Genomic DNA, 19093 nt, shown 5'->3' on the forward strand with positions numbered 1-19093 from the left:
TCACGCTTTATTTTTTAAAACAATGAGCATTTCTTCTTTAGAAAATCCCAATGCCTCGATGGATGTTAAAAAACTTTCGGCTAACTTATTTTTCATATCATCCCGTAATACTTCAATGCGTTCCTCATTGGTCGTAATAAATGTGCCCTGTCCCCGTTTGGTTTCCGTTATATTCATTGCCTCTAACTCCTTATAGACTCGTTGCACCGTGTTAACATTGACACCCGTTTCGACTGCATATTCTCGAACAGAGGGCAGTCGATCCCCAAGCAATAGTTGCCCCTTCAAAATGTCCCCGCATATCCGATCGACAAGCTGACTATAAATCGGTTTATCACGTGAAAAATCCATCGTCATCGTAATACCACCTTTTCAAGCCACTTGGATGCTGCTAAAAAGAGCAGCACGATGAATAATATAGAAGCAATTTCTTCCACAACATATATAGAGCCTAGCCTCCATTCCATCGTTGTCGCTGCTCTTACTTTGGGTAAAAACGGTTCTAATTTGCTTAACGAAATGGCGCCACGTTGGAAAACCGTTTCATAAAACGGACTCTCCGTTATTCGTACCCAAGCAGATGTGGTAAAGCCAAAAGCAACCATCGTCAACACAATGGAAAAACGCCCAATTACATGCTTCAATTGCAAGTAAAAAGCTAAAAAGAACAACAGTAAAACAAATAGCATAAATTGGAAAATAGTTAATGCAATAACGATTATGACTAAAACAAAAATGATTTGTCCAATATTTGCAATAAACTCTTCTTTTAGATGAAAGAGGGCAAAACTCACAAAGAGCGTATTAAAAAGCGCATACCCTATTAGTGAACAGGCTATCTTTGCTCCAATAAGCTTTGTGATGGAACTAGTGGAATGGAGCCAACTTTCCTTAGCTTTAATATCCAAACGCATACTCGCTAAAAATTGTAAGACAGAATAAAATCCACCTACAAAAAGGACGAGAAGTGTAAAGGCAAATGCAAGCTGATTTTCTTGAGCAAAGAGATCAACAAATTGATGCAATACATAGGGAACGATCCAGGAAAGCATAATACCCGAAAATATCCCCATCAAAAACCATGAGCGATAAAGTACCCATTCTTTTTTTAAAAGTCCTACAAAACTTTTCATGCTCAGCACCTCGTGTCATAGTGTACTAGTCAGATATTACACTATGACTTCTTGATTTTCAAGTGCCAAATACAAGAAAAAGGAAGATAGAGCTTCATTTGATTAGAAGGAAACCTTTAATCTGCATAGCATAGGGACTTCAAGTATCAATTTAGTAAAATCTGAATACATTGAGAGCACACAAAGACGAAGGAACGGTGATAGAGGAATGGAAAAAAGGGTGCTATTTGATTTTGACATTGAATTTACAAATGGAGGGGGCATTCAAGGGCAAAAATTCCGCCTTGATATTGAAGGAGATGACATATCTGACGAAGAGTTAGCTCAATATATTGTAGAAGATATGAGGTTGCTAATGGTTGGCAAAGTAAGCATTCTTAACAAGCAAATTATTCATGAAAAACATAAACGACAAGATTAGTTCAACTCAGACCTCTTGATGCTAAAAAAGGATGCTGGGACAAAAAGAAAAAATACTAGACCAAGATACATTTGGTCTAGTATTTTTTTGATTTAGGAAAGAGTATTTAACATAGTTAAGCAGAAAAATTAATATCCATTATCGCTATTTTTCAAAATAATCGAGTTCTGTCCCAGCCGTCTTCACTAAACCATTTTCCCTACTACTTTTACTTTTAATCTTGTTGCGTTTTCTGGATGATAGGCTAATGGCGTTTCTTCCACTTCAACCAATTCAATGGTATCCGCAAGGGCACCTGCTAATACAGCTTGTTTCACTGCTTTATTTTGTGCATCCTTTAGAGATTCCTCTCGAGGTTCTTTGGAATAAATATAAATTTGCTCGTATTGTCCACTAATTTGTGCAATGGATGCTCCAATGGCATTTGCCACACCGCCATATTCCGATTTCGCAATCGTTGAAACACCTTGAATTTTTTCTGGCACAATAATACTACCCCCGCCCACTAAAACAAGCGATACATCCTCTGACGATGTTTTCATTTTATCAATGGCCTGTTCTAGTAGCGAGGAAATTTCTTCTTGAACGGCTTTAGCAAATGCTTCATCAATATGTGCCACTAAATTTGGATCTCCTACTTCTGCAAGACCTAAACGGACGGCAATATCTGTCGTTGTCATCGTCGACCCACCAAATACTAATGCCTCTTCACTAATTTTATAGCCGACACTATCAGGTCCAACGGTAATTTTATTATCCTTCACTCGAACAATACTACCACCACCTAGTCCGACTGAAATAATGTCAGGCATTCTAAAGTTAGTGCGGATGTCCCCTACCTCCACCGCGACTGAAGATTCTCGGGGGAATCCATCTTGTAACACACCAATATCCGAAGTCGTACCACCTACATCTAATACCATTGTATTTTGAATTTGTGATAAATACGAAGCACCTCGAATACTATTTGTAGGCCCACAAGCTATCGTCAAGATTGGGAATTGCTTCGCATAGTCGATGGACATTAATGTACCATCATTTTGACAGAGGTACACTTCGACATTAAAAATGCCTTCTGCTTGAAGGGCTTGAATAAACCCCTGTGTTGTCGTCTCAATGACCTTGCAAAGAGCTGCGTTTAGTATCGTTGCATTTTCACGCTCAATTAAGCCTACAGAGCCTATTAACGATGAGCAAGAAACCGGGAAATCATCACCATAGATCGCTTGAATCCAATCACGAACCTGCAATTCTTGATCATTTTTAATAGATGAAAAGACTCCTACAATGGCAATTGATTCTACTTGGTCACGCCATTCTTCTAAGAGCTTTGTAATCTCTTCCTGATCAAGCGCACTCAATAGCTGGCCATCGTATTCATAGCCTCCATGTGCGATCGCATAATTTCCTGATAATTTTTCAATCATATCGGATGGCCAAGCTGTATAAGGTAGCACCGAGGCTGTAGCTGGATAACCCAGTCGAATCACACCAACCCTTGCTAGCTTCTTACGTTCAACGATGGCATTTGTACATTGGGTAGTCCCTAGCATCGCATGTGTAATTTTCGTTTTATCAATATTTGCACCCTGTAATAATTGCTGTAACGATTGCTCGATACCTGTTTTAATATCTAAACTTGTCGGTGACTTTACACTATAAACAAGCTGACTATTATGATCTAAAAGTATGGCATCTGTATTTGTTCCGCCTACATCAATTCCGATTTTATACATGTTCAGCTACCCCCTTGTTCACCAATTCTTCAATTGGCACGAAATCATAATCATAGCCAAAGTATTTGGGTCCTGCTGTTTCTATCCCTTTTGCTGTGCGCCATTTTTCATGCGATGGTAAACCAATGACACGCACACGTTTACCGTATTTTAAACTTTCTGTCGTCACAGGCAATAATGTTTCATAATCGACTAAACAAATCAGGTCAGGAGTCATCGCCACAACTTGATCGTTCTTCTCTGCCAGTAAGTTTTCATTTTGGAAATGCACCTTCATCTGATCCTCTTTATAGCCATCAATTCCTTCAAGAAGCATTTTCCCTAAATTAAAACCGCCCTTTGTTTCACGAATCACATCAACAATTTTCCCTTGAAATAGCTCGTACCCTGCAATAAGCTTTAAAAGGCTTGCTAGCTTATCGTTCACCTCTTGATCTTTAGAAGCAATAATTTCACCGATTTTTTCAGAAAGTGTCACAATATGATGCACACCACTTTTCTTAATTTGAGCACCAGTTGTTGGATACAAGCTCACTAAAGAGCTAGCTCCCATCTCAACAGTTGCCGAGCGGGCGATACGCTCTGTCCATTTATTATCAATCGTTTCAAAAATGCCGATATTACCCTTTTCATCTGTGATGGCCATAGGTGTTGCCGAAATACCATCTAGATGAAACGTCACCATTTGCAATTCTGGGAATGCGCGCCCCATACCATCGCAATCAATTAAAGGTAAACCTAGCTGAGCAGCCACCACAATCGGAATCATCGAATTGACCCCACCCGCTTCCATCGGGTATGTACCAGCAATTTTATCCTTCCCTAAATATTGCGCAAGCTTTTGGAAAACTTTTACGAACTCGTCGCCACGAGGAAATTTTTCAACTAAAACCGATGGTGCCCCCATCATAGCTGCGGGAATAAAAAAATCCTCATCCTCAATTTCATCCACGGAATACAACCGAACAGGGCCATTTTTTTCAATAGCAGAAAGCGCCATTAATTTCCCGATATACGGATCTCCGCCACCACCTGTTCCTAAAAATGCTGCACCTATAGCTATATGTTCAATAGCCGCTTGATCTAAATATCTCATCTATGTTCCTCCAATATGACAGTTTTTTGTATGGATACACGATACCCAATATAATAAATAGCAAATGAAATAATAATGCCGATCATCGGTTGATTTGGTAATGTCGGCAATTCAGGAAATAAAGAGAATACCACGGGCATACAGGCAATCACTGCCCCTACTAGCCAAGAAAACACCCCTAAGCGATTAACGCCTTCCACCTCAACCCAGCTATCTTTACGACCTTTATGGATGACCCAATAGGAAGCAATCATGACACCTGCAACAGGTGGAATCATCGCGGATAGAATCGACATAATCGGTGTGAAGTAATTTAAAATCCCTATGACTGCTAAAATCGTACCAATTGTTCCAGCAACAAAAATTGCGATTCTCTCTTTATTTTTTGCTACGTCAAATACATTAATTAAGGCAATACCGCCTGAAATCGCATTGACCAAATTGGTTTTCCAAGTAGCTAAAATCAAGCCAACTCCGCCGATAAATGGTGTAGCAATATGCAAAAAGACTGCAGTAATATCACTTGTTTGATAAGCAATTGTTAAAATAGCCCCTACGCCAATCATTAGCACTCCAGCAGGAATAATTCCTAACGTAGCAGCCTTGAAAACATCTGAACGTTTTTTGGAAAATTTCGAATAATCCCCCGCTATAACTGCCCCTAATGCGAATGAACCAATTGTCACTGCTAAACCATCCATAAAGCTCATATTTCCTTGTGGTTGGTAAGCACGTATGAACTCCAACTGATCCCCTGTTAACGTTTGGACTAAACCGTATACGCAAATAATGACTAATAATGGGACAGCAATATAGCTTAATGTACGTAATACTTTCATGCCATAAATAGCAGATACAACCATGACCATACCACTTATGAACGAAGCTAGAGGAACTGGTATATTCAAGTGATAGATTGCAAGCAAATTTGCTAAGGCAACCCCACAAACATTAGCCTGAATACCAAACCACCCTAAGCAAGCAATAGCTAGGATAATAGATAAAATAGTTCGAGAGCCTTTTTTACCGAACACTTGCCCAGCGACATGGACAGTTGGCTTACCTAAATCACTACTTTGCATTCCTTGTAATATCATAATAAATACGACGATCGCGTAGCCTACAAATGCTACAGCCAGTGCCTTCGATAAACTCATACTTGTAATGAGTGCATTCCCTACCAATAAACTAGGAATACATATCATGGCACCCGCCCAAATAATCCCTAAGCTATACCACGATTGAACATTGTTGTCATTTCTCAAGTGACTCCCTCCTTAAACTTGGGTGATGGATGAATGTTTTTAATTATAATGAAAGTATAGAAGAGAGTCTTTTGCGTAAATAAAAAAAATAATCTGAAATTTTGTTCAAAATGACAAAATTTCAGATTATTCTAGTCATTGATTAATCGATAGAGCATGCAAGCCATATACACATCATAAAATTCGGCATAAATGGTCACATCTATCCCAATCAGTTCACTAATTTTTTTGATACGGTATTTCACCGTATTTTTATGAATATAAAGGAGCTCTGCACAGCGCTCCACGCTCGCATGTGCATCTAATAAAAAGGTAATCAGTGTCTGTAATGTATCATGATCATGTAAAATGGGGTCAATGACCGATAAATATTCCTCAATCATTTCTTCCCCCTGCTTACTTACATCCATAGCTCGTTTCATGGAACGAACCTCAGCTGCTGTAAATAATTTTCGCATGGGGTATATCGTGTGGGCTTTATCCCCTACCTGATTGACCAACTGATACATCTGACGAACGGCCTTCGTGTTTTTCATTTTTGGTGCATAGACGATTTCTGCGATTTGTCCAGCATAATTGGTAGTTTCATTATATTCGGCAGTAATTTCAAACTCATGGTGCTTGTACATGCAATTACCAAGTAGGACAATCATACAATGGTCCATACATTGAATGACTCTTGTTTGATAGTATTTAGACAGCTGCTCTTCTAACTCATCTCGAATCTTTTTTTCATCCGCTAAATCATGCAAATATACTAACCACATCATTTGAATAGCAGAAACATCTATATGAAGGAGATTGGCTAATCTTCTCATTTTTTCACTTTCATCATTAATGATTGCTTTGACTAAGGCATACTCGCTGACCTCATCATGCTTGTCTCCCCATAAATTAATCGCCACTTGGACAACCTCACTTACCTTTTCAATTGTCTTGGCAGGTAACTTGGTATTTTCTTTTATAAGGAATAAAAAAAGAGGCTCCCCATTTTTTTGATGTACTCTTTTATATTCAATCACACATGAGATGTCACTTCGTTTGAATTCACCTTTACCTGTTTCACGATAAACTTGTGATTGTGAGCATTCATGGATAGCGTGGACCACATCTAATGATGAATTTCTTGGCCACATGACTTGATTGATAATATCTAAATGACTATTGGTTAATAGAATATTGGCTTTCAAGCGATCTGATAGCATTTTCAATGTAATTTCGACACTTCTTAAATGCTCTGGCAATAAGGATACCTTCTCTAATGTTTCCTTGACGAAATGGTCATTGACACCCTGATTACTAACAATCGCTTCCATAACTTCATAAATAACCTCATTATAACGAAGGGAATAATCATTCTTTGGCATACAGATGATAATAAACCCTTGAGATTCCGCTAAGGCGAGCACTTCCTCTGGTATATGTGGCAACACGATACCAACATAATATAAGATAAGCCCCAGCTCTCCTAAATCGTGTAAATGCTGAATTGTTTCACATTGCTGTTCTACACTATCTCGAATGGAATAGAAGGAGCTAATGACGAGCTCTTCTGCATACCATTCCTCTTGCACACGATTAATAATTTTCGAATAAAAATCAACATTCGATACTTCTAAAACGGATAAAGAAGAAACCGTACGATGCAGATTATCTCCCCCTGTTAAAACCTCTGCCCCGCGAAAGGAAGGCAAATGCAGTAAATCTTTCACCGTTACCCCCATGTTCAACCACCACTACTTTTTCTAAATTTTCTATACAATGTCTTGTGAAGAAGAATACCATAATCGCACCTGTCTTTCAAAATAGGGTGTATTCATATTTCATAACCTCGCATGTACGTGCTAAAATAATAGCTAAGTTTATGAGGTAAGAGAGGAAAAAAAGAGAATGTCTAGACTAACAAATAGAGACACATCGTTTGGCACGACAATCCGAGAAAGCTTACAGGCAGATTGCCAAAGCTGTTTTGGCTTATGTTGTACAGCATTAAATATAGTAGCTTCTAGTGATTTTGCCATGGATAAACTAGCAGGCAAGCCATGCTCCAATTTAAAGGAGGATTATAGCTGTCTAATTCATAGCAAGCTAAGAAAAAGTGGCTATAAAGGTTGTACTGTTTTTGATTGCTTAGGGGCAGGTCAGCAAGTTTCCCAAGTGACATTTAAAGGGCAAGATTGGCGCCAATCACGAGAGCATGCTGAGAAGATGTTTCAAGTGTTTCCAATTATGGAGCAGCTATATGAAATGATTGCGTATGTAGCTGAAGCTCTTTCCTATCCAGTTGACGATACGCTCCATGAACAGCTCCTCGTTCAATTAGAGCAGCTACAGCAGGCAACAGAGCTTGACGCTAATGGCTTATTGGCACTGGACATGATTGCTATTCGTATGCCAGTAAACGCACTTCTTTTAAAAACAAGCGAACAAATGCGGCAACAGCTAGTAAAGGGGAAAACTTCTCCCAAATTAAATCAGCGTGGTGCTGATTGGATGGGTAAAAATTTCAAGGGGAAAGATTTACGAGCTACTGATTTAAGAGGTAGCTATTTAATTGCAGCCAATTTACAAGGAGCCAATTTACAAGGGGTAGATTTCATTGGGGCTGATATGCGTGATACCAATTTACGCGGCGCAGATCTATCGACAAGTTTATTTTTAACACAAATGCAAATCAATGCCGCACAAGGTGACAGCACTACGAAACTACCTTCGTATATTAAACGTCCAGCTCATTGGCAATAAAAAAGGATGCCTCCAATAGAGACATCCCTTTCCGCCATAAGCGTTTTACTAAAGACGCTTAGGCTTGCTTCTTTTTATAAATAATCGTTGCCCCGATCAATGCTAGTAATATCGCTTGGCCAATCATCGTTTCTACGGTTGGATAGAAACCAATCATGCTTACGACAGGTAAGCCATCAACAATCGTTGTAGAAATCTTATTAGTTAGCTGCAATGTATGCAGACTGACACCGATAATTTTAAAGGCCAATATATAAATAAGCCATGTCGCTACGGCAAAGAATTTATGAATAGGAATTTTGCCACTTGCCTTAAACAACACAACGGCAAGCACGGCAAGGATAATGAGTGCCACGACAATCCCAAGAATAAATTGAGAAGTCGCCATTTTCGGTGCAATACCCGCATAAAAGACAAGCGTTTCTGCCCCTTCTCGGAAAACGGATAAGAAGCTAATCGCTGCCATCGCAAAAATAGAGCCACTGGAAATGGCATTGCCCATTTGCTTCGAAATATAGCGATTCCAACTGACCACACTCGATTTACTATGCAGCCAAATACCTACACCAATCATCATTGCTGCAGCCAGTAAGCCTACATAGCCTTCCATTAATTCACGATTCGTATCAATTGTAGCCGAATTTAAAATCGTTGACATAAGAACTGCGGCAACTGCTGATAACAGAACGCCCACAAACGCTCCGATATAAATCCATTTACGCATTTTCTTCTGCCCTGATTTATTAAGAAATGACACAAGAGCTAATATAATGAGTAATGCCTCTAGCCCTTCTCGAAGTAATATTAACGCGGCATCCCAAACTGTATAATCTGAATCACCTTGAATTAACTCGATTTCTGTACGGAATGTATTTAATTTTTTCGTAATAGCGTCTTGATCGACAGAGGATTTTAATAAATCACTGGCGATTATGGGCATATCACTTTCAATTTTTGTATATAGACTACCATTACGAGTTGAGATTTCTATTTCAACTCGTGGCCAAATCGTAATAAATTCTCGAACCTTATTAGAGGCTGCCTTATAATCACCATTATCTACATAGTCCAACGCCTCATCAATATAAGCAATTAATGTAGCTAGCGAATAGTCTCCTTCTACCGCTTCAGCCGTTTCTTTACCCGCTACAAAATCTACAATTGTTTGTTGTAAATCTGCAAATTGAGTTTTCATTAAAGAGATATCCGGCTCTTCCGCAGAAATAGAGATTCGTAGAAATGCCATCTGTGTTTCGATTTGCCCATACATGGCAATACTTTGCTCACGTACAGGTCGCTCACTTTTATTCCACTTGAGATTAAAATCCTTGTAGGCCTCATCAATAGCCTGAACATCACCACTAGCTAAAGCATTTTCAAAGTCTGCCAAAATTGGCTTCATCTTTTGCCCAAACTCTGCTCGCTGTGCAGCCTCATCTACCGGATTTTCCAGTTTTTCTAGCGCCCGTAATGCATTCGACAATGCTGACAACGCCTCTAAACGGTCATCCTTTGACTTGGCCTCTGTTGCTTGCGCAAGGATCTCATCAACCTTTGCTTTCGCCTCTTTTTGTTCAGAAGAAACCATAGCCCAGTCTGTGGCAAACTGTTCAAGCGCCTGTTTCGCCTCTGCCTCTTTATCCTGCTTCGTATTCATCAATGCATCACTAATCGCAATATATAAAGGACTATACGATTGCGCAGCTTGCACTGGTAAAGCTAAAGTCAGAACTAAAGCAATCACCATACTACAGCGCGTTAAAAAGTGCTTCACCTAAATAACTCCCCTTTTGTACACCAGGGAAGCAAGCAAACACTGCACTGCCTCGATGGGTAATATACTCATTCATTTTATCCATACGCCCTAAGCTATTTTGAATCGTTGTAAATTGGGCTGGGTCTTTTTGAAATGAAATAAAGATAAGCCCCGCATCATGAGTGCCTGTATTCGACATCACACCTGATGCATAGGAATAGGATCTACGCAAAATACGAGCTCCTGATTTACGAGCTAAGTGAACATGTGATGTATCAGGCATAATATAATTTCCTTTATCATCCTTCGCCTCTACATCAAATTCATCAAATTCCTTTGCCTTACCCATCGGTGCCCCACTATCACGGTAACGACCAAATGTAGCTTCTTGATCTTTTAAAGATGTACGATCCCATGTCTCAAGATGCATTTGAACTTTACGCGCAACTAAATAAGAGCCCCCTTGTAGCCAGCCTTTATCCACCCAAACAACCTTCTTTAAATCCTTCTCATCTGTAATGGATGGATTCACCGTACCGTCCTTGAATGCAAAGAGGTTTCGAGGGGTACCACCACCTGCTGGAAACGAGTTAAAGCCAGACTGTGACCATTTAATCTCCACTTTCCCTGACGCTGCACGTACTAAATTGCGGACTGCATGGAATGCCACCTGCGGATCATCGGCACAGGCTTGAATACACAGATCACCACCTGTATATTCTTTCAGTAGCTGATCCTTTGGGAAATGTGGTAAATCCTTTAATTCCGCTGGCTTTAAATGCTGCATACCTAGCTTATCGAATAAGGAAGCTCCAACACCAATCGTAATCGATAAATTGGCAGCATCTAAGCCCTCTGCCTCACCTGTATCACCAGTCGGCACTCTCGTATTCGTTGAAATATCCGCCATTAATTCACCATTCATTAAACGCACAACAAGAGGTGTCCATTGCTGGAACAACTCTTGCAGTTCCTTCTTCGATGTCACTAATACATCCAAAGAAGCAAAATAAATATTCGTTTGTACAGGTGTTACAATACCTGACTGATGACTGCCGTAGAAATTGACCTTATTGCTTGCAGTGGTACTGTCAGCAACAGGCTCAAAAACATCATAGCCCATTGCTTTCATGACACCACCTAAACCAGAGGCACCAATAGCAACACCTGCCACCCCAATGCCTGTCAGTTTCAACATATCACGTCTAGAGATTTTTTTATTCATCCATTTTTCTTCATTTGACGCTGTCATTTATGTTCACTCCAAAATGATACCCATTTGACTTAATGGTTCTCCAAGCTGATTTACCGCTGCCGCAAGCGCTTTTGTATGATCCTCTGTTAATTCTTCGTAGGAAACATAGCCACCATTAGCAGTTGCATGCTGCGCTAATAAATCGTCCACCGCTTTGAATTTTTCATCAAGTGTTGTAACTAATGTTGAATCTTTCGCTTCTAATTTTGAACGTAAAATTTCGAAGATTTTTTCAGCACCTTCAATATTCGCTTTAAAATCATACAGGTCTGTATGTGAATAAATTTCCTCTTCACCTGTAATTTTAGATGTGGACACTTCATTTAATAAATCAACTGCACCTGTAATCATTAAATCAGGAGTCACTTCAACTGTTTGTACAAGGGCATGTAATTCCTTGGCATCTGCAAGTAGCTGGTCAGCCACAGCCTCATAGCCCTTTGTTGTATTTTCTTCCCATAGCGCATACTCAAGCTTATGATAGCCTGACCATTCTTCTTCGCCTTTTCCTTCTTCCTGTATATCAGCTAAACGACCATCGATACGTGGATCTAGGTCGCCAAAGCTTTCCGCAATTGGTTCAGAACGTTCAAAATACATACGTGCTGGTGCATAGGCAGCTTTTGCTCCTTCAATATCGCCAGCCTTTACAAGATTCACGAATTTCTCTGTTTCTAGTAAAAATTGATCCATCTGCTCTAATGCAAATTGTTGATAGGCTGATAGTTCAGAAGATAAATCAACCTCTTGTGCAGCTTTGTCTGTTTGCTCTGTTTCAGGCTTATCTTCTTTTTTTGTATCTTCTGTATTACCACAGCCAGCCATTAGAATGCCACCTGCAACTAATACTGACAATAATGATTTGTTTTTCATACTTCGTACCTACTTCCGATTTTGTTTTATATTGTGATGATAATGATTATCATCCTCTAATGCAAGATAATTTTTTTGAAAAAGAAAAAAACGTCATTTTTAAGTTGTTTTCTAAGAGCAACTAGAAAAAAGACGTTTTTTCCACAATATAATGATTCTAATCTACGAAATTTTTGATTGTTTCAATTTTTCATGTTTACCATGTAAGAAATAATAAAGCACAATTGATAATAAAATGACAAAGACCATCGCAAAGAATATAGCTCTGTAGCCCGCAGATGGAACAAATAATCCTAAGAAATAAGGCCCTACCCCTAATCCTAAATCATAAAATATGAAGTAAGTAGATGTCGCAAGTCCTAAACGTTCATTCGGAGTTACTTTAATGGCAATAGCCTGTGCAACAGAGTTGAAGTTACCATAGCCAATACCGATACAAGCAGCAGCAATTAAAAAAGCAATCGTTGTTGACGCTGAACTAAATGCATACATACCAATAGCAAAAATCATCAAACATGGATAAATGATAATGTTAGCGCCTTTTGTATCCAGTAATTTCCCTGTAAATGGACGTGTAGCTAAAATCACAATCGCATAGATAATGAAGAAATAACTACCTGCTGATACTAAATCAAGCTCCTTCGCATAAAACGTCATAAAGGACATGACGCCCGAATATGCAAAACCGATAACCAGTGCAACAAAAGCAATCGGTACAGCTCGTAATTCAATGAAGTTTGTCACCTTAAAGCCAGCCTTCACTGCCGCATCCTTCGCCTTCTTCGGTGCATCTGGCACTGTTACGATAAAATACATGAAAAAGCAGATAATAGCTAAAACTGAATCTACAGCAAAAATCATACGGTAATCCTCAAACAGCTGCGTTAATAAAATACCGACAAATGGCCCAATAGCTGTGGCCAAAATCGCACTTAAGCTATAATAACCAATCCCTTCACCGCGTCGCTCAGGAGGTAAAATCTGTGCAATAATCGTCCCCGTCGCTGTACTGGCTACCCCTAGGGCAATCCCCTGTACTAAACGATTCAGCATAAGTAAAGGTAAATTCCCTGCAATAAAATAGGACATCGTTGACAGCATAAATAAAAGCAAACCGCAAAATAATGTTTTCTTACTGCCCCAATCCCCAATAATACGGCCCGTTCCAAGACGCCCTAATAATGTCCCGATAATAAAAATACTCGATACAAGACCCGCTGTACTTGTAGACGCATTAAAATGCTCCACTGCATAAGCCGCAATCGTAACCATTAATAAATAAAAGATTAACGTAATGGTAAAATTAATAAGGGAGACAATTAAAAAATCCTTTGTCCATAGTTTCTTTCTTGTTGTTCCTTCCACGTTACTCGCTCTCCTATTGATTAATATTCATACAAATTCTTACAAAAACCTGTGTCGCTATTTCAATATCTCGCTCAGGTACACCTGCCAATGCATGCTCAAAAAATGGCTTCAAGTGCGCTTTAATCTCCTGCACAAGCTTCTCCCCATGCGCCGATAAATGGACAAGCTTTTCCCGCTTATCCTTGCCCGCCATCGTTTCCACATAGCCAAGCTCCACAAGTTTATGTACAAGCTTCGTCACACTCGGCTTCTCGATAGACATAAAATTCGCGATATCCACAAAGGAATGCGGACCTTTATCCTTTAAAAAACGAAGAACTGCCCACTGTGAGCTATATAACTGATACGGTTCAAGTTGCACATTCAGCTTATTGATAAATGGTCTATACATTAAACGATACTGATTAAAAAACTCCTGCTCAATTGTCACAAGATCACTTCCTCTTTATATTAGTTAGCCTAGCTAACTATATACCTAAAATCTCTATTTGTCTAGTCGGGATTTACGTTCTGTAAAATAAGGATATTTTGGGCGCATTTGTTATTTTTTTATGTAACGATTGATGAAGTGGTAAATTTCTTTGGAAGGAGAAGGAAAAATAATGAAGAAGGGTATAATTTCGGGCATGGTAGTTATGTCACTTTTATTAGTCGGCTGTAATGAAGAAGAGAAAGGTGGACAAGGAGTAGAAAGCGAGCAGGAAGCAGTAGTTGCTCCGCCAAATGAGGAAAATACTGAATTAACATTATTATCAGACTTAAAAAATGAAATAATCAGATCTATTACAGAACAAACGGAACTTGATAGTGAGTCAATAGCAATCATGCTAGATGGTAACCCCTCTAAAGAAATGAGCATCTCCGTAAGTTTCCCTAAGAATGAAAAAGTAGATGATTCGGTGATTCAGCCCTTAATTAAAGATGCCATTTAGCATGTTTCTGAAACCGAAAATATAACAATAACGATTGAGACATACTAACGGAATTCGAAGGCCATTGAGAAGGTTCACTCTCGATGGCCTTTATAATGCGTATCCATCACTTTAGGCTCTATATCCGTCACTTTTTTCGTTCTATCCGTCACTCTTGGCGGTCCGCTCATTTTCGCCTCTCCACTCGCGCCTTCCTTTTGCGTATCCGTCACTTTTCACTCTCTATCCATCACTTTTCCGGTTCTATCCGTCACTTTCCTCGTTCTATCCGTCACTTTTCCTTTTCTATCCGTCACTCTTGATGTTCCCCTCATTTTCGCCTCTCCACTCGCGCCTTCCTCATGCGTATCCGTCACTTTTCCGGTTCTATCCGTCACTCTTGATGTTCCCCTCACTTTGCCTCTCCATCTCCCCACAAAAAAACTACAATTCAGACTGGCTGAATTGTAGTTCGTTTCTATTCCATAATCCAATACTGTCTATGTTTCTTTGTCCCCTCCACTTTTAATGGGAGCTGCTGTAGGAGCTTGTAGGCGACGTTTGGGGAATCGATGGCAAAGAATTCGCGGAAGCTTTTATTGGTGAGCTTTGAGCCTACTAATAATCGATAGTCTTCGAGGGCTTTTTTCAATGCATCCTGGTCGACCCATTTACAGCGAGGGCAATGCCATTTTTTATAATGGTAGTTCATTGGCTGACCATTCGCACAATGAGGACATAGAACCCCCTTTACCATCTCCTCAAGAGGCACCTTCACCTCTCTTTTTATTTTGCTATGCAGGGACATAAGGTGCATAGCAAATCGAAAGAGGTTTTCTGTCTCTACTGGTTGATGCAGGTTGAACCATTTTTGTAATTGTGTACGTAATCCGGTTACATGAAATATTGGCTGTCCATGAAAACCTTCTGATAAAATTCCATTTTTTGTTGCTAGCACGACTGCATGCAAAACAGGCAATTGAAATTTTTCTTGATGTAACAGTTTTTTCATCCATCCTACATGTCGTTCAAGTTGAAGAAATGGGTCAGTCATTCCCTCTACCTTGCCTTCTGAAGTCAGCCGTGTCAATTGTGCAAAGGAGGTATCATATGAGAGAACGCCCGTTATATTTTTGATTTCTACAATTAGTAAAAAATGTCGACATAGAAAAATGGTGTCCATTTGGTGAGTAGAGCCGAAGTTATTCATCGTTTGAAAATCATGGAGAAAATAATAGGGGGTAGGAAGGTCTATTTCAAGCCATTCTGCATCTACACGCCGTTCGCCTGCGTGTCCAGCCTTTAAACGTCTTAAGTTTTCATCATAATTCGAGTATTCCCGGTGAGCGTTTGAGAGTCTTCGAACAATAGCTTCTAATGTCTTCTGTGTTTCCGATGTTCGACGTGCTAATAGAATCATTTATTCACCTCCTGTCTTGATTATATAAAAAAAGAACCTCAACAAATGAGGTTCCTAAAAACTTGCCATATACATTTAGTAAAATAAATCTTTCATGCATTTCTGTAGTTCTAAAGCCTTTGCTTTCGAGCATCCATTTACTCGTGCTATCACTTTTCTATACATTCTTCCGTAATAAATATAAAAAGTAAGGTGCCCCAATAAAGGCAACAATGATCCCCGCTGGTACAGTTGCAGTAGCAATGGCAACACGACCAATAGTATCGGACAGCATTAATAGACTTGCGCCAATGAATAATGTCACTGGTAAAAAGAATTGGTAGCGTGGTCCAACAAGCTGTTTAGCAATATGAGGTGCCATCAATCCTATAAAGGCAATACCACCTGTTACAGAAACTGCTGCTGCTGCTAGTGCCACAGCGACGATTAATAAGCGTAACCGCTCTCGCTCTATATTCATCCCAAGACCTACGGCTGTTTGCTCCGTCATCGCCAAGACATTTAAGACATTGGATTTATAGAAAATATACGGAATGCCCACGACAAGCCAAGGCACTAAAGCCCAGAAAAATGGCCAATCCGTACCCCAAACACTACCTGCAAGCCATTGGGCAATAAATTGCACATCACTTCGCTCTGCTGAGGAAATTAATACCATCATAACGCCAGATAAAGCAGAGGCTACCCCTACCCCAACTAGAATCAGCTGGACGGGTTGCACTCCTTTATTGCGTTGATAAGAGAAAAAGTAAATACAAAGGGCAGTGAAAAGCGCACTACAAAATCCTACAACTGGCAATATATAAGCAAAGTGTGGAAGATCTCCATTTACAAGTAAGTAAAAGACAGTAATCCCGACACCTGCTCCTGCATTAATACCAATGATCCCTGGATCTGCTAAATCATTGCGTGTAACCCCTTGTAGAACTGCACCTGCTAAAGCTAATGCCATCCCAGCCGCTGCTAATACCAACATTCGTGGTAAGCGAACTGAGAATAATACGAAGGATTCTTTAAAACTACCATCGCCAAGCAAGGTTGGGAGAATGCGATCAAACGAAACAGAGGCAGGTCCTAAAGAAATGCCTAAAACAAAAATGAATAACGTGACGACAAGCCAAGTAAAAAACCATTTTCGCTGTTTTTTGCGACCTTCTTTAAACAAATTGGCGTCCTCCCTTCCGTACTAATAGTAGGAAGAATGGTAGACCAAGAATCGAAACAATCGCTACAACTGGCGTTTCAAATGGTGCATTAATCATACGTCCTGCAAAATCAGCTGTCACCATAAACCAGCCGCCAATAATTGCGCTCATCGGTAAGACAAAACGATAGTCTGTCCCTACAAATGCGCGAACAATATGCGGAACCATTAAGCCAACAAATGCTAGATTCCCAACAAGAGCTACGGCAGAGCCTGCTAAAATAACGACAGCAAACATCATAATAGCTTTAATCAATGTTGTGTTTTGCCCAACACCTACCGCTACTTCTTCATTTAAACTTAAAATCGTTAATTGACGACTAAAAGCAAATGACAATAGGAGACCAATGACAATGACCGGAACAATCAATAACGCCTGCCATGTCGTGCCAATGAATCCGCCACTTGTCCACATCGAAACATCCTTGGAAATTTGAAATAAAATGCCCGTGCCTTCAGCTACCGCTTGTAATAAAGCAGTAACTGCCGCACCAGCTAGAACAAGTCTCAATGGAGAGAAGCCTTTCTTAGTAGAGGCACCGATCCCATAAACAATCATCATACCAATTCCAGCCCCAATAAAGCAGGCTAAAATTAACGTATAATAAGAGAATTTCGGGATAAATGCCATCGTTAAAGCAAGGGCAGCATTTGCCCCTGCTGTTAAACCAAGTAGCCCTGGATCAGCTAATGGATTGCGTGTAACCCCCTGCATAATCGCTCCCGCAACTGCGAGTGCACTGCCAACAAAAATTGCAGCAATGATACGAGGAAATCGAATTTCACGTAAAATCGTGTAATGCTTACCACCACTTTGTCCGACAATTGCTTGATAGACATCTTGAATGCTCGTATTCGCTGCACCTAAGCACAGCGAGATACAAGCCGTGCCGATTAATACGATCAATGCAAGCAATACCTGAAGCCAAAATGGTAACTGTCGAAACTTTGTCATTTGCCTTCGCTACTCTCTACTAATTATTGTAAAAATTTCTCTTCAAAGAACTTCAGCTGATGCTCTAACGTAATCGGGTCATTGAAATAAAAGGCATTTGCATTTACTTCAAATAAATGACCATTTTTCACTGCTTCTAAATCTTTAAACCATGCTGCATCTGTAAATGAGTTATCTTGGTCTTGGAACATACTGAAAATCACATAATCCCCTGCATAATCCCCTAAAACTTCTTGAGAAATTGCATAGTAGCCAGGCTCTAATGCAGTTTCTTTAACTTTTTCAGGCATTTTCAAGCCCATTTCTTGATATAAAATCTCTGTTCCACGACCCCAGTTATCGCCATAAATATAAAATTGTTTATTAAAGTTTTCTGCCACTGTTACAGTTGCATCTTCACCGATTTTTTCTTTAATTTTTTTACCTGATTCTGCTGCACGTGTTTTAAAATCTTCTACCCATGCTGTTGCTTCTTTTTCTTTATTTACAACTTTACCGATTTCAATAAATTGTTGTAAATAATCTACTTTCCCATACGTAAATAATACAGTTGGTGCGATTTCTGATAATTTATCAGCATTTTCAATGCCATTTAAACCAATGATTAAGTCTGGCTCTAGCTCAAGAATTTTTTCAACATCTGTATTTTCTACAACTACTGCATCTTTAATAGCATCTTCAAAGTTTGGATTTTTTGCTGCCCATGCATCGACACCGACAACATCAACATCAAGCTGTAATAAATCCCCTACAAAAGAAGATAATACAACTACACGTTTAGGGTTTGCTGGTACTTCAATAGGACCTGCTTCTGATTGATAAGTAATTGTCTCTGCTGAAGTTGCTTCTTTCGAGCCTTCATCAGCCTTTTCTGTTTTCTCTTCTTTATTGCCACACGCCGCAAGTACGAGTACAAGCATCATAAACATTGGTAATAACCACTTTTTCATTGTCT

General features: G+C 39.6%; 20 protein-coding genes. 3 read left to right on the forward strand and 17 right to left on the reverse strand.

Annotated elements, in window-relative coordinates:
* Together AC07YC_RS06505 and AC07YC_RS06510 are read right to left on the reverse strand one after the other, a co-directional pair.
* Entirely contained in the window at positions 1-357 is a 357-nt protein-coding gene (locus tag AC07YC_RS06505) for a GntR family transcriptional regulator (RefSeq protein WP_069480960.1), read from the reverse strand.
* Positions 354-1133, reverse strand: coding sequence for a hypothetical protein (locus tag AC07YC_RS06510; RefSeq protein WP_494918805.1), 780 nt, complete (start codon positions 1131-1133; stop codon positions 354-356). Before AC07YC_RS06510 ends, AC07YC_RS06505 begins: the two co-directional genes overlap by 4 nt.
* 208 nt (positions 1134-1341) lie before the next feature.
* Between AC07YC_RS06510 and AC07YC_RS06515 the strand changes: the two genes are divergently transcribed.
* Positions 1342-1554, forward strand: coding sequence for a cyclase (locus tag AC07YC_RS06515; protein ID WP_494918806.1), 213 nt, complete (start codon positions 1342-1344; stop codon positions 1552-1554).
* Between the two features lie 185 nt (positions 1555-1739).
* On the opposite strand, the gene AC07YC_RS06520 is transcribed toward AC07YC_RS06515, so the two are convergent.
* The 4 genes from AC07YC_RS06520 to AC07YC_RS06535 form a co-directional block, all read right to left on the reverse strand.
* On the reverse strand, positions 1740-3290 hold the full coding sequence (locus AC07YC_RS06520; protein ID WP_494918808.1) for a hydantoinase/oxoprolinase N-terminal domain-containing protein: 1551 nt from the start codon (positions 3288-3290) through the stop codon (positions 1740-1742).
* Positions 3283-4386, reverse strand: coding sequence for an S-methyl thiohydantoin desulfurase family protein (locus AC07YC_RS06525; protein ID WP_336635970.1), 1104 nt, complete (start codon positions 4384-4386; stop codon positions 3283-3285). The genes AC07YC_RS06520 and AC07YC_RS06525 overlap by 8 nt, the downstream gene beginning before the upstream one ends.
* On the reverse strand, positions 4383-5651 hold the full coding sequence (locus AC07YC_RS06530) for a cytosine permease (protein WP_494918809.1): 1269 nt from the start codon (positions 5649-5651) through the stop codon (positions 4383-4385). The genes AC07YC_RS06525 and AC07YC_RS06530 overlap by 4 nt, the downstream gene beginning before the upstream one ends.
* A 131-nt stretch (positions 5652-5782) precedes the next feature.
* A complete protein-coding gene (locus AC07YC_RS06535) occupies positions 5783-7375 on the reverse strand; it encodes a PucR family transcriptional regulator (RefSeq protein ID WP_494918810.1) in 1593 nt (530 codons plus the stop codon).
* 166 nt (positions 7376-7541) lie between these two features.
* Here AC07YC_RS06535 and AC07YC_RS06540 point away from each other — a divergent pair, with 166 nt between their 5' ends.
* Positions 7542-8396, forward strand: a complete 855-nt coding sequence (locus AC07YC_RS06540) for a pentapeptide repeat-containing protein (RefSeq protein WP_494918811.1) — start codon at positions 7542-7544, stop codon at positions 8394-8396.
* A gap of 58 nt (positions 8397-8454) precedes the next feature.
* Here the strand turns inward: AC07YC_RS06540 and AC07YC_RS06545 are convergent, their stop codons facing one another.
* From AC07YC_RS06545 to AC07YC_RS06565, 5 genes are all read right to left on the reverse strand, one after another.
* Positions 8455-10170 carry an FTR1 family iron permease gene (locus AC07YC_RS06545; protein WP_494918813.1) on the reverse strand — a complete coding sequence of 572 codons (1716 nt, stop codon included), beginning with the start codon at positions 10168-10170 and terminating at the stop codon, positions 8455-8457.
* Positions 10145-11404 (reverse strand): iron uptake transporter deferrochelatase/peroxidase subunit, encoded by a 1260-nt coding sequence (efeB, locus tag AC07YC_RS06550; protein WP_494918814.1) that lies wholly within the window; start codon positions 11402-11404, stop codon positions 10145-10147. The genes AC07YC_RS06545 and efeB overlap by 26 nt, the downstream gene beginning before the upstream one ends.
* A 6-nt stretch (positions 11405-11410) precedes the next feature.
* On the reverse strand, positions 11411-12280 hold the full coding sequence (gene efeO, locus AC07YC_RS06555) for an iron uptake system protein EfeO (RefSeq protein ID WP_336635976.1): 870 nt from the start codon (positions 12278-12280) through the stop codon (positions 11411-11413).
* Between the two features lie 162 nt (positions 12281-12442).
* A complete protein-coding gene (locus AC07YC_RS06560) occupies positions 12443-13645 on the reverse strand; it encodes an MFS transporter (RefSeq protein WP_494918815.1) in 1203 nt (400 codons plus the stop codon).
* Positions 13646-13658: 13 nt separating this feature from the next.
* Positions 13659-14078, reverse strand: coding sequence for a MarR family winged helix-turn-helix transcriptional regulator (locus AC07YC_RS06565; protein WP_336635977.1), 420 nt, complete (start codon positions 14076-14078; stop codon positions 13659-13661).
* A 172-nt stretch (positions 14079-14250) separates the two neighbouring features.
* On the opposite strand from AC07YC_RS06565, the gene AC07YC_RS06570 reads away from it, so the two are divergent.
* A complete protein-coding gene (locus tag AC07YC_RS06570) occupies positions 14251-14580 on the forward strand; it encodes a hypothetical protein (RefSeq protein ID WP_494918816.1) in 330 nt (109 codons plus the stop codon).
* 74 nt (positions 14581-14654) lie between these two features.
* Here AC07YC_RS06570 and AC07YC_RS06575 read toward each other — a convergent pair whose 3' ends face one another.
* From AC07YC_RS06575 to AC07YC_RS06600, 6 genes are all read right to left on the reverse strand, one after another.
* A complete protein-coding gene (locus tag AC07YC_RS06575) occupies positions 14655-14792 on the reverse strand; it encodes a hypothetical protein (protein ID WP_494918817.1) in 138 nt (45 codons plus the stop codon).
* Between the two features lie 3 nt (positions 14793-14795).
* Positions 14796-14957: a hypothetical protein gene (locus AC07YC_RS06580; RefSeq protein WP_494918818.1), complete on the reverse strand. Its 162-nt coding sequence runs from the start codon at positions 14955-14957 to the stop codon at positions 14796-14798.
* Between the two features lie 80 nt (positions 14958-15037).
* Positions 15038-15979, reverse strand: coding sequence for a nuclease-related domain-containing protein (locus tag AC07YC_RS06585; protein ID WP_336635980.1), 942 nt, complete (start codon positions 15977-15979; stop codon positions 15038-15040).
* Positions 15980-16136: 157 nt separating this feature from the next.
* Positions 16137-17144 (reverse strand): FecCD family ABC transporter permease, encoded by a 1008-nt coding sequence (locus AC07YC_RS06590; protein ID WP_336635981.1) that lies wholly within the window; start codon positions 17142-17144, stop codon positions 16137-16139.
* Complete coding sequence (locus AC07YC_RS06595; RefSeq protein ID WP_402795158.1) at positions 17137-18138, reverse strand: FecCD family ABC transporter permease; 1002 nt, start codon at positions 18136-18138, stop codon at positions 17137-17139. The genes AC07YC_RS06590 and AC07YC_RS06595 overlap by 8 nt, the downstream gene beginning before the upstream one ends.
* A 23-nt stretch (positions 18139-18161) precedes the next feature.
* Positions 18162-19088 carry an iron-hydroxamate ABC transporter substrate-binding protein gene (locus AC07YC_RS06600; protein WP_336635982.1) on the reverse strand — a complete coding sequence of 309 codons (927 nt, stop codon included), beginning with the start codon at positions 19086-19088 and terminating at the stop codon, positions 18162-18164.
* Between the last annotated feature and the right edge of the window lie 5 nt (positions 19089-19093).

It is taken from the genome of Lysinibacillus sp. GW247-5R2A, from assembly GCF_059424475.1.